This is a genomic window from Undibacterium parvum (assembly GCF_003955735.1).
GTDB classification, from domain to species: domain Bacteria; phylum Pseudomonadota; class Gammaproteobacteria; order Burkholderiales; family Burkholderiaceae_D; genus Undibacterium; species Undibacterium parvum.
Window position 1 is genome coordinate 2,161,174 of record NZ_CP034464.1, and the last position, 13,199, is coordinate 2,174,372.

The 13,199-nt window shown below is 52.5% G+C and carries 13 protein-coding genes; 7 read left to right on the forward strand and 6 right to left on the reverse strand.

From position 1 onward, the window contains the following. Positions 1-13 precede the first annotated feature (13 nt). Both EJN92_RS09420 and EJN92_RS09425 read left to right on the forward strand, forming a co-directional pair. Entirely contained in the window at positions 14-520 is a 507-nt protein-coding gene (locus EJN92_RS09420; RefSeq protein WP_126127582.1) for an RNA polymerase sigma factor, read from the forward strand. A 15-nt stretch (positions 521-535) separates the two neighbouring features. Continuing rightward, complete coding sequence (locus EJN92_RS09425; RefSeq protein WP_126127583.1) at positions 536-1,357, forward strand: anti-sigma factor family protein; 822 nt, start codon at positions 536-538, stop codon at positions 1,355-1,357. Between the two features lie 538 nt (positions 1,358-1,895). On the opposite strand, the gene EJN92_RS09430 is transcribed toward EJN92_RS09425, so the two are convergent. After that, complete coding sequence (locus EJN92_RS09430; protein WP_227869613.1) at positions 1,896-2,978, reverse strand: IS110 family RNA-guided transposase; 1,083 nt, start codon at positions 2,976-2,978, stop codon at positions 1,896-1,898. Positions 2,979-3,243: 265 nt separating this feature from the next. Here EJN92_RS09430 and EJN92_RS09435 point away from each other — a divergent pair, with 265 nt between their 5' ends. The 3 genes from EJN92_RS09435 to EJN92_RS09445 all read left to right on the forward strand — a co-directional run bounded on the left by EJN92_RS09435 (position 3,244) and on the right by EJN92_RS09445 (position 6,770). After that, a complete protein-coding gene (locus EJN92_RS09435; protein ID WP_126127584.1) occupies positions 3,244-4,194 on the forward strand; it encodes an IS30 family transposase in 951 nt (316 codons plus the stop codon). 256 nt (positions 4,195-4,450) lie between these two features. Further along, entirely contained in the window at positions 4,451-5,653 is a 1,203-nt protein-coding gene (locus EJN92_RS09440; protein WP_126127585.1) for an MFS transporter, read from the forward strand. A 166-nt stretch (positions 5,654-5,819) separates the two neighbouring features. Continuing rightward, on the forward strand, positions 5,820-6,770 hold the full coding sequence (locus EJN92_RS09445; protein WP_126127586.1) for an IS30 family transposase: 951 nt from the start codon (positions 5,820-5,822) through the stop codon (positions 6,768-6,770). A gap of 116 nt (positions 6,771-6,886) precedes the next feature. On the opposite strand, the gene EJN92_RS09450 is transcribed toward EJN92_RS09445, so the two are convergent. The 5 genes from EJN92_RS09450 to EJN92_RS09470 form a co-directional block, all read right to left on the reverse strand. Next, the gene (locus EJN92_RS09450) at positions 6,887-8,089 is read right to left on the reverse strand and encodes an acyltransferase family protein (RefSeq protein ID WP_126127587.1); all 1,203 of its coding nucleotides are present in this window, start codon (positions 8,087-8,089) and stop codon (positions 6,887-6,889) included. A gap of 113 nt (positions 8,090-8,202) precedes the next feature. Next, positions 8,203-8,901 (reverse strand): LytR/AlgR family response regulator transcription factor, encoded by a 699-nt coding sequence (locus tag EJN92_RS09455; protein ID WP_126127588.1) that lies wholly within the window; start codon positions 8,899-8,901, stop codon positions 8,203-8,205. Positions 8,902-8,908: 7 nt separating this feature from the next. Further along, positions 8,909-9,997, reverse strand: a complete 1,089-nt coding sequence (locus tag EJN92_RS09460) for a sensor histidine kinase (RefSeq protein WP_126127589.1) — start codon at positions 9,995-9,997, stop codon at positions 8,909-8,911. Between the two features lie 15 nt (positions 9,998-10,012). After that, the gene (locus tag EJN92_RS09465) at positions 10,013-10,954 is read right to left on the reverse strand and encodes a LysR substrate-binding domain-containing protein (RefSeq protein ID WP_126127590.1); all 942 of its coding nucleotides are present in this window, start codon (positions 10,952-10,954) and stop codon (positions 10,013-10,015) included. Between the two features lie 15 nt (positions 10,955-10,969). Next, positions 10,970-11,419: an Lrp/AsnC family transcriptional regulator gene (locus tag EJN92_RS09470; protein WP_126127591.1), complete on the reverse strand. Its 450-nt coding sequence runs from the start codon at positions 11,417-11,419 to the stop codon at positions 10,970-10,972. Positions 11,420-11,547: 128 nt separating this feature from the next. On the opposite strand from EJN92_RS09470, the gene yedA reads away from it, so the two are divergent. Further along, on the forward strand, positions 11,548-12,429 hold the full coding sequence (gene yedA, locus EJN92_RS09475; RefSeq protein ID WP_126127592.1) for a drug/metabolite exporter YedA: 882 nt from the start codon (positions 11,548-11,550) through the stop codon (positions 12,427-12,429). 58 nt (positions 12,430-12,487) lie between these two features. Then, the gene (locus tag EJN92_RS09480; protein WP_126127593.1) at positions 12,488-13,120 is read left to right on the forward strand and encodes a LysE family translocator; all 633 of its coding nucleotides are present in this window, start codon (positions 12,488-12,490) and stop codon (positions 13,118-13,120) included. The last annotated feature ends 79 nt before the right edge of the window (positions 13,121-13,199 follow it).

Consider the following 13,199-nt stretch of genomic DNA (forward strand, 5'->3'; position numbering starts at 1 on the left):
GCCAGAGATCTCCATGCCCAATGATCACGCCCTCTTGCTAGATTGCATTCCCCGCCTGCGCCGCTATGCGCGTGCGCTGGTGGGCGAGCAAGCCGGGGCCGACGATCTGGTGCAAGATACCCTAGAACGTGGCTGGCAAAAATTGGCGGCCTGGCGTCAAGGCAGTGATATGCGCGCCTGGTTGTTTAGTATCATGCACAATTTGCGCATGGATCAGCTACGCAAACCCACGCTGCCCACCGAAGTCTTGGATGAAGCTACCCCGCCGCCCGTGATGGCAGCGAGCCAGAGCCACGGCCTGGAAGTACGCGATTTGCAAACTGCGCTCGCCATGTTGCCGCTAGAGCAGCGCCAGGTCTTGCTGTTGGTCGCATTAGAACAAATGACTTACGAAGAGGTGGCGCAGACGCTGTCGCTACCGCTAGGTACGGTGATGTCGCGGCTGTCGCGTGGGCGCGAAAAACTCCGTGCCCTGATGGATGGTCGTAATCTGGTCGCAGCGCTGCGCGTGGTGAAATAGCATGAAGGTCGATCAATGAAACACTTGCCTGTCACCGAAGCCGATTTGCACGCCTATGTCGATGGCCTGCTGCCGGCCGACCGGGCGGTCGAGGTCGCCGCCTATTTAACGGCGCGTCCCGCCGAGCAAACCCGATTAAAGACCTATCGCGCCCAAAATACTGCTTTGCGCGCCATGTTTAATCCTGTGCTCGAAGAGCCTGTGCCGCTGGCCTTATTGAACCTGCCTAGAGCTGCGCGGGCAGCGCCGATTGATCAGCCGCACGCTTGGCGTTGGCAAAGCCTGGCGGCAAGTCTGGCGATCGCCTTGGTCAGTGGCAGTACCGGCTGGTTATTGCACGGGGCTGCGACGCCAAACCTGGAGCTGGCGCAGCTGGAAAGGCCGGCTAAGGCAGGGCTGGGCAAGGCCTCGGGGCTAGCGCATCAGGCCGCCATCGCGCATGTCGTGTACAGCCCCGATCTGCGCCGTCCGGTAGAGATAGGGGCGGATCAGGAAGATCAACTGGTGGGCTGGCTTTCCAAACGCATGGGGAATCAAATCCGTCCGCCAAAATTGGGCAAGCTAGGGTATGAGCTGATCGGCGGTCGCTTACTGCCCGGCGAAAGCGGCCCGGTAGCGCAATTCATGTATCACGACAGCACCGGGCAGCGCCTGACCCTGTACGTCTCGACCGAGCAAGTACACAACCAGGACACCGGCTTTAAGTTCAGTCAGGAAGGCCCGGTACAGGTGTTTTACTGGATCGATGGTAAGTTCGGCTATGCGCTCTCGGGTGGTATCAATAAAGCCGAGCTGGGCAAAATCGCCAGCGCGGTGTATGCACAACTGGCACCCTGAAGCACGGCTAGCGCTGTAACTGTTCAGCCTGCTATTAAAATTATTAAAAACAAAACGAAAACATCTCAAAGGAGGCACAGAGACACAGTGAAAAACGGAGAACTGTCTTGCTTTCCTCTGTGAATCTCTGTGCCTCTGTGTTGAGTGGTTTTGACTTTCTTCATAGCGGGCTGAACAGTAAGCTAGCCCACCATCAATTTTTTAAGCCCTGGCCGCGCGCGCATAGCCCATGCGGGTTTTATATGAACACCTTCCATTTGCCAAGGTATTTTTTATGTTTTATTAAATAGGTAAAGCTGCAGTTTTATATCCGGCCTTAGTGCAGGTAAATACCCTGCGGGCCCCGATGGAATCTGCTGACTCACGCCTCATTTCCAGGACGGGCTGTTAGCCCTAACCCGCATACAGGTTTGGTGAATCACGGTCTGACCTATTTGCCATCACACTAAAATAGCCTTACGCAAACTATGAACTTCTTTGTCTTGCCTTACCACTGACTCCTTTTGGAGCTCAAACTCAGTCATGCAATGCCGTATACTTATCCACGGCGGCGGGCGTGGTCCATCACAAGACCATGAACGCTCGCCGCGGTGGGTAAGTCGGCCGGTTTGACACTGACATGCCCACGATCATACTTTTTTCCGTGCGCCAGAATTGCCCAGATTGTCCTGGCCATTTTATTCGCCAGTGCCACGACCACGACATTTTTTGGCCGCCGCGGATTGATCCCTTGTAACCAGGCGCTCGGCTCCTTGCTATGCTCAAGAACAGATCGGGCACCGTGGATCAGCAGCGTGCGTAAGTAGCTGTCGCCGCGCTTGCTGATGCCTAGCAATCGCACCTTGCCACCCGTGCCAGTTTGCCCGGGAACGATCCCCAACCAGGCAGCGAATTGCCGTCCCGAGGTGAACACGTTGGCATTACCCACGGTAGCGACAACCGCGGTGGCGGTGATTAAGCCCACACCGGGTATTTCTGCGATGTCTTGGCTGGCCTGGTCTTCTTTCATCCAGGTCTGTAAGCGTCGCTCAATGTCTGCGACCTGATGATCGAGGGTACTGAGCATGTTCCAGCGTTCGCGTAGTGTCTCGATCAGAAAGGCCGGCAAACGCTCATCGAGGCGCGCCAGAATACCCGGCATAGCCGCATTGAGCGCGGCACGACCGAGCGCCATGACTTCGCCAAATTCCATCAATAAACCGCGCAGTTCATTACTTTGCATCGTGCGAAATTTAATCAGTTGCTGACGCATCCGGTGCAGTGCCAGCACCGCTTGTTGTGCTTCTGTTTTAAGCGCCACCGCTTTGATACCAGGCTGCTGTACGGCCATCCTGATGGCACGCGCATCGGCGGCGTCATTCTTGTTGCCCATCACAAAAGCCTTGACCGCTTTACCTGGCATGAGCTTGACGTGATGCCCCATTGCCGTCAATTTGCGGCCCCAGTGCTGCGCACCACCACAGGCTTCCATGCCGATCAGGCAGGATGTTAGGTTCACAAAATAGTCGAGAAATTTCGCGCGTTTGAGCTGTTTATTGAAAATCTCACCGGTTTCCTGATCAACCCAGTGCAACTGAAATACGCTCTTGGCAATGTCGATGCCGTCTACGGTATGATTCATTTGGATTCTCCTTCTCTCAAGTGGTTTGGTGTTACAGCTCCACTTTGGCACATCGATGCCGTTGGGTTGTGAGAATCCTTCTTTTTTTCTCACTATTGCCCAATTGCACTGCCGTTACTCTTTCATCCGGGTGGAAGGTGTTCATTCCATTTCCAGCCTATCTTGCGAATTAAAGTTCGAATTGCGACGGTAAAAGGATAAAAATACAAAGGTTTTGCTCGTTACAGGAGTACCTTTGTATTGTTCTTAACCCAAGGAAATCGCAATGGAATTTACTCACCTCAGAGCTAAACAGCGCTCGCAAATTGAACGCCTGCTAGCGTCAAAAACCAGCGTAAGCAAGATTGCCACAGTAGTTGGAGTAGATCGTTCAACCATTTATCGCGAGATCAAGCGAGGCAAAGTAAATCAAAAATACAACGCCCTCGCGTCCAATGAAAGAACGCTTAAACGTATTGCCAAAAGCGCGGCCAATCATCCAACCAAACCGAAAGAAATCTGGCCGCTGGTGCGACATTTATTAAATCAGGAATGGTCTCCAGACGAAATCAGCGCACGTTTGCGGATTGCTGGCAGCGAAGAGAACTGGTCTATCAGTCATCAAACGATCTACAACTGGATACGGCGTACCAAGAGTGCTTTGAATAAAAAATTACGTCGCTATCAGCTTGCCAAGGTCTGGAAGCCCGCCAAATCTAGCTATCCGGCCGGTCGCAAGAGTATTCGACAGCGTCCCAAAGACGCGCTGGCAAGAGAGATTGCCGGTCACTGGGAGGGCGACACCATCCGCGGACAGTCACATCATCACTGCCTACTCACCTTGGTCGAACGCAAAAGCTTGTACACCAAAATCTCGCCCGTCTTGCAAAAGACGGCCATCACTGTTGCCGCTGCGGTTGGTAAGGAACTCAATGGATTACCCGGCCTTTCACTGACCTTAGATAATGGCTGTGAATTTGCGCACTTCAAAGACATGGGCTTACCGGTCTTCTTTGCCGATCCTGGTCGCCCTCGGCAGCGCTCCCGCAATGAAAATACCAATGGTTTGATCCGTCAATACATACCAAAAAGAATGCGTCTGAAGACACTTTCCAGGGCGCGCATTCAACACATTGAAGACCGCCTGAATCATCGCCCCAGAAAAACTTTAGGCTACAAAACGCCACATGAAGTACTATTTAATTTAACACCTAATTCCGTCGCATTTCGAACTTGAATTCGCAAGGCAGGCCGGACAGGCGCATGAGCACTGCGTGAGCGGGCAGGGTGGCTGGAAAGCCTTATGGACTATGCGCCAGCAGCCAGTGCTGAGGTGAAGATGGATGCATCAGTGAGTTTGTGCGAAAATTCGTGCTCGCAAAGTTCGCATACACCTACAAAAAACTGACCCCAAGCTATGCTACCAAACTCCCTCCGCGCTGACCGCGCCCAGTACTCGTTCTGCGCATCCCGCGTGCTTAGTGTGCTGTCCCATGCATAGTCAAACCGAGTTTGACTGGCGCAGCATAGGCGCTTTGAATACCGTCTCGACCCTGGCGCAAGTGGGGCAATTTGGCATCGCCTTTGTGGTGCTGCCGGTATGGTTGGTTGAGCAGGGTTTAAATGCCTCGCAACTGGGCATGTTCGCCGCTTCCTTGTGGCTGGGGCAGTTGCCCGGTTTGGGCTTTGCGCCTTGGTTGTGCAAGCGTTTTGGCGATAAACAAGTGATACTCGCTGGCTTGTTTTCTACCCTGCTGGCGCTGAGCTGCGCGGCCTTGGTGGGCTGGCCGTTTTGGCTGATCGCGGGGGCGCTGGCTGGCTTCGGTCTTGGCTTGCGCTGGATCGCCTTAGAGCCCTGGTTGTATCTGATTGCGCCAGCTCACGCGCGCGGGCGTCTGGTCGGCTTTCATGAAACTCTGATCGCCTTGGCGCCTATCGTCGCGCCGCTGCTGGCCGCTTATTTTGGGATACATGGTAAGGCGATTTTTTGGATAGGTGCAGGCTTTACCCTGGCCGCCATCGTGCCGCTGTGCCTGGCCAGAAGCGCCACCATTCAGACGCACCAGCCAGGGACAGGAGTTAGCGGGACGAGCACAGGTGGGGCCAGAATGAAGGCCGCGATCGCGCAGATTTTCCGGCAGCCGCGCGACCACATCTTCAAGCAAGGCATCGTGATTGCGCTCTTGGGCGGCATGAGCGAGGCCGCGCTATCGGGCCTGTTTGCGATCTTTGCGCAAGAGCGCGGTTATGCGGTATTGCAGATCACCGATTTGCTGGCGCTGTTTGGGGTGGGCGGTTTGCTGCTGCAATACCCAGTGGGCTGGCTGACCGATCACACCAGCCTGGGTACGGCAGCCATCAGTTGCGCACTGGGAACCGTGCTGGTGGCGCTCTGCATGAGCCTGCCGCTGGCCTATCTGCCTATGCAGGTGGCGGTGTTCTTGTTGGGTGGTTTTATCACCGCTTTTCTGACCATGGCATTGATCGCCAGCACCACCACCGGTTCCGGTGATATGGCGCAAAACGTCAGCCTGCTGTCGATGCTGTACACCCTCAGCGCGGTGGCCGGCCCCTTGATCGCCGGGTTGGTGATGCAGACTAGCCATGCCGATGCCCTGATGTGGCTGATCGCGCTAGCCGCCTTGAGCATGGCCAGCATACTGGCGCTGTACGGCCGCAATAGCCGGACTAGATAGCCAGCCTAAATTTTTGCATCATCTAGCCGCTCGCGCATAGTCCATGCGGGTTTGCGGGCTGGCATGCGAATTAAAGTTCGAATTGCGACGGCATAAGGATAGAAATACAAAGATTTTACTCGTTACAGGAGTACCTTTGTATTGTTCTTAACCCAAGGAAATCGCAATGGAATTTACTCACCTCAGAGCTAAACAGCGCTCGCAAATTGAACGCCTGCTAGCGTCAAAAACCAGCGTAAGCAAGATTGCCACAGTAGTTGGAGTAGATCGTTCAACCATTTATCGCGAGATCAAGCGAGGCAAAGTAAATCAAAAATACAACGCCCTCGCGTCCAATGAAAGAACGCTTAAACGTATTGCCAAAAGCGCGGCCAATCATCCAACCAAACCGAAAGAAATCTGGCCGCTGGTGCGACATTTATTAAATCAAGAATGGTCTCCAGACGAAATCAGCGCACGTTTGCGCATTGCGGGCAGTGAAGAGAATTGGTCTATCAGTCACCAAACGATCTACAACTGGATACGGCGTACCAAGAGTGCATTGAATAAAAAATTACGTCGCTATCAGCTTGCCAACGTCTGGAAGCCCGCCAAATCTAGCTATCCGGCCGGTCGCAAGAGTATTCGACAGCGTCCCAAAGGCGCGTTGACAAGAGAGATTGCTGGTCACTGGGAAGGCGACACCATCCGCGGACAGTCACATCATCACTGCCTACTCACTTTGGTCGAACGCAAAAGCTTGTACACCAAAATCTCTCCCGTCTTGCAAAAGACGGCCATCCTTGTTGCCGCTGCGGTTGGAAAAGAACTCAATGGATTGCCCGCCCTTTCACTGACCTTAGATAATGGCTGTGAATTTGCGCACTTTAAAGACATGGGCTTACCGGTCTTCTTTGCCGATCCTGGTCGCCCTCGGCAGCGCTCCCGCAATGAAAATACCAATGGTTTGATCCGTCAATACATACCAAAAAGAATGCGTCTGAAGACACTTTCCAGGGCGCGCATTCAACACATTGAAGACCGCCTGAATCATCGCCCCAGAAAAACTTTAGGCTACAAAACGCCACATGAAGTACTATTTAATTTAACACCTAATTCCGTCGCATTTCGAACTTGAATTCGCATATCTGCCCGCTCAGGCATAGCCTATGCGCCTGTCCAGCCTGCCTATCGGCAAACCCGCATGGGATATGCGCAGTGGGCCTGTGCCAAAACTATTCTTCAGCATTTTTGCTACAGAGATGTTTTGCTGTTCAGCTTGCCTAAGCCGAACAGCGGTCGCAGTAAGGCATGGCGTTTGACGATCTCATAGCCGCCGAAACTCAGTATCAGGGTGGCGACGATGAGCAGGCATGCTTCTGCTGGCGCTGCTAGTTGATAGGGTTTTAAAGCATGTGCCAACATCACGATGATGGTCTGGTGAAAAATATACACAGGGAAAATTGCCACGGTCAGATAGCGGCGTGCCGCATGGTCTTTTTGCAGATGGAGGCGAGCAAAGCCACAAGCGCCTAAAATTGCGGTCCACTCCAAAATCACCCAAATACCACGCTGCATCAGGCGTAGCCAGTCTGGCGCTGGATGGACATTATTGAAATAGGCATAGTAGCTGACCAGAAAAATCCAAGCTACGAGTGCGCTCAGCAGACTGGGCCAGCGCAAGCGCACCAGCTCTTGCCAAAATCGATCTGAGGGCGCAATCAGGGCGCCAAACAGGAAGAAAAACAAGTAATTGGCATGATTAAACCAATCGTCGATCAAGGCATGCGTCGTTGGAAAATGATTTAACATCACCACGCGTATCAAGGCCAGATAAAGTATCGGTAGCACGATGATGCGCCAGCCTCGCAGTTGATTTATCAAGACCGCCCGTAGACGCGAAAACCAGTTGGCTCTGAGCGCGATGAAAACAGCTAGTACTAAGCTGTAGGCCCACAGATAGGCGACAAACCAGAGGTGATTCCAGGTCGGCAAAATCAGGCAGCCATCTTTGCAAAATCCTGAGTAGCCACTCAGATACAGCTTCATAAAATCCAAATAACTACCGGGATAGGCGAGTTTTTCTATGACTTCAAAATAAGTTTGAGGCGGCACGATGATCAGCATGCCAAACAGTAAGGGCGGCAACAGGCGGCCACTTCTTTGTCGGGCAAACTTTGCTGCACTATGTTTTTGTAGCATGAAGGCGGATGCCACACCGGAGACCAAAAACAAGAGGCTCAAGCGCCACGGTGAGCTTAGCAGCATCAGCGGTTTGATCGTGTCTATCACATGCGGACTATTCACATGCCAGTCTTCGCCTACGTAGTACATGCCTACGTGATAGAAAATGAGTAAGAAGAAGGCGATGATACGTACCCAATCCAAAAAATACAGGCGCTCGCTAGTGCTGGCGCTGGCGGGAAGGGCTGTCGATGTAGTGGAAGACTGAGGCATGCTCTTGCTCGCGAAGTGAACGATACAGAGTAGCCTACGCAGGTGGAGCAGCAACTGCCATCAAATTGTGGCGAAATGGGGTTGGGATGGGGCGAGTCGGATGCAACGCAAAGTTAATCTTCAATTTTCAGATAGCTCAGCACCGCGCTACGATACTGGCGACTACAGGGCAGACGAGCAGCGTCTTTCATGAGCAATTGGGCATCGCCTTTTTGGGTGGGAATAAATTGTTGAATCGAACATAATTGCACCAGATAGCGCCGATGGCATCGCACAAAGCCGCTACCGAGTTTTTCTAATATGCCACTCAGAGTCTGGCGCAACATGTGCTGACCGTTGACGGTATGCAGCAAGACATAATTATCGGCCGCCTCGACCCACAGAATATCGCTCAGTTTGACGACCTGAATTCGACCTTTCTCATTGCAGAGTAAATGATCTGCCGTTACCACTGGTTTTTGCAAGCGCTCGCGGGCTTTTTGCAGGGCGCGTAAAAAACGCGCTTCGTCATACGGCTTCATCAGATAGTCGATGGCGTTGGCATCAAAAGCCTGTAGCGCATACTGATCATAGGCGGTGACGAAAACGATCAAAGGCGCAGGTTCAGGCAGTTGCGTGGCGAGGCTGATGCCATCTAGCTCGGGCATCTGCACGTCCAAAAAAACCAGATCTGGTGGATAGGCGCGGATCGTCTGCAAAGCCTCATTGCCATCGCGCGCTTCGGCGATATGGCTGACATCGCTTTGCTGACTAAGCAGGCGGCGTAGTTTATCGCGCGCCGGCCGTTCATCATCGACTATGAGTATTTTCATCGCTCCCTCAACATGGCAAACGCAGTGTGGTCTTTACTCCGGCAGGCATCAGCTGGCTAATTTCCAGACTGGCCTTGGTCTGATGTAAAGCCTGCAGACGTTGTCTGAGATTATCCAAGCCTATGGCCTTAGCCGTAGCTGTTTTTACTGCTTGCAGTAGGCCGGCATCATCTTCTAGCGTGATGATCAATTGCCTAGTGTTGGGCGCAGAGATTGATGGCCCCAAGTAAGCCGAAATGCGGATATGCGTAAGTTGCGAGCGCCGTTCTACCGTATGTTTAAAGCTATTTTCTAAGATGGTTTGCAGACTCATCACTGGCACCAGGCAAGACAAACAGTCGTCGGCAATATCCCAGCTGATCTCTACTCTATCGACGAAACGTAGAGACATGAGCTTGGCGTAGGACTGTAGTAAGCGCAGCTCTTGGGCTAAGGCGATTTCGGTTTGTTGATCTAATTCCAGGGTGCCGCGCAAGAGATCGGCAATTTGTGTGAGTGCCGTGTCGGCCAGTTTCAGGTCGGAATACATGAGGGACGAGACGGTGTTGAGCGCATTAAATAAAAAATGCGGTTGCATCTGCTGTGTCAATCTATGCATCTGCGCCTGACGCAACAAGCTCTGCGATTTTTCTGAATTTTTCTTTTCCTCCAATAAGGCCGCATAGGCTTGGATACCAAAAATCACCACATAAAATATGCCGAGAAACATCCCTAATTTACTGGTTTCATATAAAAATAATTTGCCCCAGCTTGCATGTTGATAAACCAGCCCTAAGGCGGCATACACGGCATGCCGCAGCGCAAATACGATGACAACAAACAGAGTACAAATCAGCGGCAGCACCGCCAGTTGCGCCAGAAACCAGCGCATCGGGGTTTGCAATAGTGTTTGGTTAGTGAGTAGCCTCCTCTGCATCAGCAGCAAGAGCGTGCCGACGATGGCAGAAGAGCTCTCCCAGAAAACCGGCTCCCATATATGTTTGCCACCGCTGCGCAAATGTTCCTGAACCGCTACCGCGATCATCAGACTCCAGAATAACAACCAGCCTAGCGCCATCGCCTTGCGGATACGAGTGTGGAAAAGTTTGGCGAGCATAGGCTAGAACTAGACTTACGATGAGGGCAACAAACTCTGAGCGCCTAGCCAACGGCCGCTGGCGCACAGCTCACGGCTGACATCGAGTACCAATTTTTCTACTGCCAGTGCGGCATTGGTGAGTGGTAGGTTTTTGTTTGAGCAGAGCACCACAGTACGCGATAAATCGCTAGCTGAAATACTGCTGGCGCGCATTTCACCGCGTTGTATCTCGGCCAAAAATGGCGATACCGGCAAAATCGTCGCGCCCATATCGGCCATGATGGCGGACTTTAAGATCGCTATCGAGGTAATGTCTATGACTTGCTTAATCTCTAGTCCGGCCTGCCTGACCCGACTTTCTATGCGCGGCCGCACTCCATGCGCAATACTCGGAAGTATCAAACTCGCTTGTAGCGCTTTCGCCAGAGTGATGCTTTTGCGCTGCGTGGCAAATTGCGAATCAGCGCGCGTGATGTACATCATTTCTTCTTCTACCATAGGCTTGAGATTAAAGCCCGCCAACTGACCGTCGTCAAACAGGATGGCTAAATTTAATCGGCCAGCGCGCAATTGCTCGGTAAGATTGCCAGTTAATTCTTCGGTTAGCTGAAACACGATGTCGGGATAGGTGGCGCGCACTGCCGTCAATAAAGGCAAGGCTAGCGCGCCCGAGGCGCTTTGCGGTATCCCTAGCGCCACCGTGCCGCTGGGTTTGTCGGTCGATTGCGTGACGGCTGACTTGGCATCATGGACTTGCTTGAGTATGGCCTGCGCATGCTGATAAAAAATCTTGCCGGCATCGGTGGCTTGCATGCCCTGCGCCGATCTGTGCATCAGGCTGGCCCCGAGTTCTTCTTCCAGTTGTTGCAGTTGTTGACTCAGCGCAGGCTGGACGATGTGCAAGACCTTGGCGGCACGCGATAGCGAGCCATGCTCAAGGATGGCGACAAAGTAACGGAGTTGACGCAGTTCCATGTGAGCCCTAAAAATTTATTCGAGTACCGGCTTGAGCGCGCGGCGCTCTAAAGTCGAGGATAAAATCAAGGAGGTCGAGGTGGCACCGCAACGCGTGAGGTCGACCAGGATACGTTCTAGTTCGCGCACCGATGGCACCACGACTTTGACGATGCTGCAATCGTCGCCAGTAATTGAATGGCATTCAATAACTTCGGGCATTTTCTCTGCCATGGCTGCCACGGCCTGATATTCAGTGCGTCCTGCGATGCGTACGAAAGCGGTGATGTTGTAGCCCAGTGCTTCTGGATTGACTCTGGCGTGATAACCGGTAATCACCTTGGCCGCCTCCATGCGTTTAACCCGTTCTGCCACGGCCGGCTGGCTTAAGTGTATCCGTCTACCGATCTCGGTCAAAGTAATGCGCGCATCGGCCTGCAAAATATCGAGGATTTTTGCATCCATCAGGTCTAATTCTAGTTTCATTGAAAATCACCCTATTTTCGATTGATACCAAGGTAATGTACTCCATTTGCCTTGGTTTATCTATTTAAAAATCCGAAGCGACCGCATACACTAGTCTCCTTAATTCGATCTTACCAGCTCTAGATTTTATGCGCGCACTTCCTCGTTACATCCTCTTGGCTTTACTGACCGTGTATCTGGTCTGGGGCTCTACCTATTTTGCGATTCATGTGGCCTTGCAGTCTTTTCCTCCATTTTTATTGATGGGGAGTCGCTTTTTGGTCGCTGGCGGCTTGCTATTTGCCTGGCTGAAATGGCGTGGCACGCCCAATCCCAGCCGCCTGCAATGGCGCGACGCCGGTATTGTTGGCATGTTGCTGCTCGGTGGCGGCATGGGCTTGACCGCGGTAGGGCAGCAATATGTTTCTTCCGGCATGACGGCGGTGTTTATTGCCTGTTCACCGATGGTCATGTCGCTTTGTGCCGGGATCTTTGGGGTTTGGCCGAATAAACGTGAATGGCTAGGGATATTGACTGGCTTTTGCGGCGCCCTGCTACTCAGTGGTAGCGCCGAATTATCGGCACAACCGCTAGGTATGATCGCCTTATTGGGGGCCATCATCTGCTGGGATTTAGGTTCGGTTTTGTCGCAAAAAAAGCTGCATCTGGCTCCGGGTGCCATGGGTTTTGCCAGCGAGATGTTACTCGGTGGTGCGTTCTTGTGTGTAATCGGTTTCGCCAAGGGGGAAAATTTTAATACCCCAATTACCCTGCCGGCTTTTTTTGCCTGGTCGTATCTAGTGGTAGCAGGTTCTCTGCTTGCCTTTACTGCGTATATGTATTTGCTCTCTAAGGTGAGGCCGGCGCTAGCCTCTAGCTATGCCTACGTAAATCCGGTCATCGCGGTGGCGCTCGGGGTCATATTTGGAGGCGAAACGCTGGCACCACGTGCAATGCTGGCGATGGCGATTATCTTGCTCAGTGTTCTTCTGATCACCCTTGCACGTAAACCTGAGGATGCAGCTAGCTAAAGCCAGGGTATTTAGTGTCACCTAATTTTTATTTTTAATTTTTTATCTGGAGCCTGCCATGAGCTGGGAAGCCTATTTCATCTTTATCGTCACCACCGGCGTCATTTGCCTGACACCCGGCCCTGCTGCCTTACTCATCGTGGCGCAAGGTATATCCAACGGCATGCGCCGTTCCTATTGGGCAATCGCGGGGATCGCCTTGGCCAATGCGCTGTATTTCGCCTTATCGGCGACCGGCATCGCGGCCTTAATCGTCGCCAGTAGTAATTTATTCTCTGTTATCAAATGGGCTGGTGTCGCGTATCTGTTTTATCTGGGAATTTCGACCATGTTGAGTAAAGGTAGTGCGTTCTCGGTCAGTAGTGAGCCAAATGTAGCGATACAGGGTTGGGCAGCGTTTTGGAATGCGGTCATCGTCGAACTTTCTAACCCCAAGGCCTTATTGTATTTCGTTGCTCTGTTGCCGCAGTTTATCAATCCTGATAAACCTATAGGACAACAGATGTTAATTTACGGCAGCACGTGCATCGCCTTGGATGCCATGACCTATAGCTTTTATGCCTGGTTGGGGAGTAAAACCAAAAAATTCACTGCGAACGCCAGGTTCGTTAAAACCAGTAATCGGGCATCTGGCGGCTTATTGATGTTGGCCGGAATTCTAATGGCGGGTGTCAAGCGCGTGGCGCATTAATTTAGGACTTTCGCAAAACCACCCCAGCGTTGTTGCGCTCGCCTTGCCGTACTAGCGTACGGTCTTCGGCGCGCTCCTA

Excerpts from the sequence above, each read along its gene's own strand:
- EJN92_RS09425 (WP_126127583.1), top strand. The coding sequence starts at position 536 with ATGAAACACTTGCCTGTCACCGAAGCCGATTTGCACGCCTATGTCGAT.
- EJN92_RS09435 (WP_126127584.1), top strand. The coding sequence starts at position 3,244 with ATGGAATTTACTCACCTCAGAGCTAAACAGCGCTCGCAAATTGAACGC.
- EJN92_RS09480 (WP_126127593.1), top strand. The coding sequence starts at position 12,488 with ATGAGCTGGGAAGCCTATTTCATCTTTATCGTCACCACCGGCGTCATT.
- EJN92_RS09465 (WP_126127590.1), bottom strand. The coding sequence starts at position 10,954 with ATGGAACTGCGTCAACTCCGTTACTTTGTCGCCATCCTTGAGCATGGC.
- yedA (WP_126127592.1), top strand. The coding sequence starts at position 11,548 with ATGCGCGCACTTCCTCGTTACATCCTCTTGGCTTTACTGACCGTGTAT.
- EJN92_RS09445 (WP_126127586.1), top strand. The coding sequence starts at position 5,820 with ATGGAATTTACTCACCTCAGAGCTAAACAGCGCTCGCAAATTGAACGC.
- EJN92_RS09430 (WP_227869613.1), bottom strand. The coding sequence starts at position 2,978 with ATGAATCATACCGTAGACGGCATCGACATTGCCAAGAGCGTATTTCAG.
- EJN92_RS09440 (WP_126127585.1), top strand. The coding sequence starts at position 4,451 with ATGCATAGTCAAACCGAGTTTGACTGGCGCAGCATAGGCGCTTTGAAT.
- EJN92_RS09455 (WP_126127588.1), bottom strand. The coding sequence starts at position 8,901 with ATGAAAATACTCATAGTCGATGATGAACGGCCGGCGCGCGATAAACTA.
- EJN92_RS09420 (WP_126127582.1), top strand. The coding sequence starts at position 14 with ATGCCCAATGATCACGCCCTCTTGCTAGATTGCATTCCCCGCCTGCGC.
- EJN92_RS09460 (WP_126127589.1), bottom strand. The coding sequence starts at position 9,997 with ATGCTCGCCAAACTTTTCCACACTCGTATCCGCAAGGCGATGGCGCTA.
- EJN92_RS09470 (WP_126127591.1), bottom strand. The coding sequence starts at position 11,419 with ATGAAACTAGAATTAGACCTGATGGATGCAAAAATCCTCGATATTTTG.
- EJN92_RS09450 (WP_126127587.1), bottom strand. The coding sequence starts at position 8,089 with ATGCCTCAGTCTTCCACTACATCGACAGCCCTTCCCGCCAGCGCCAGC.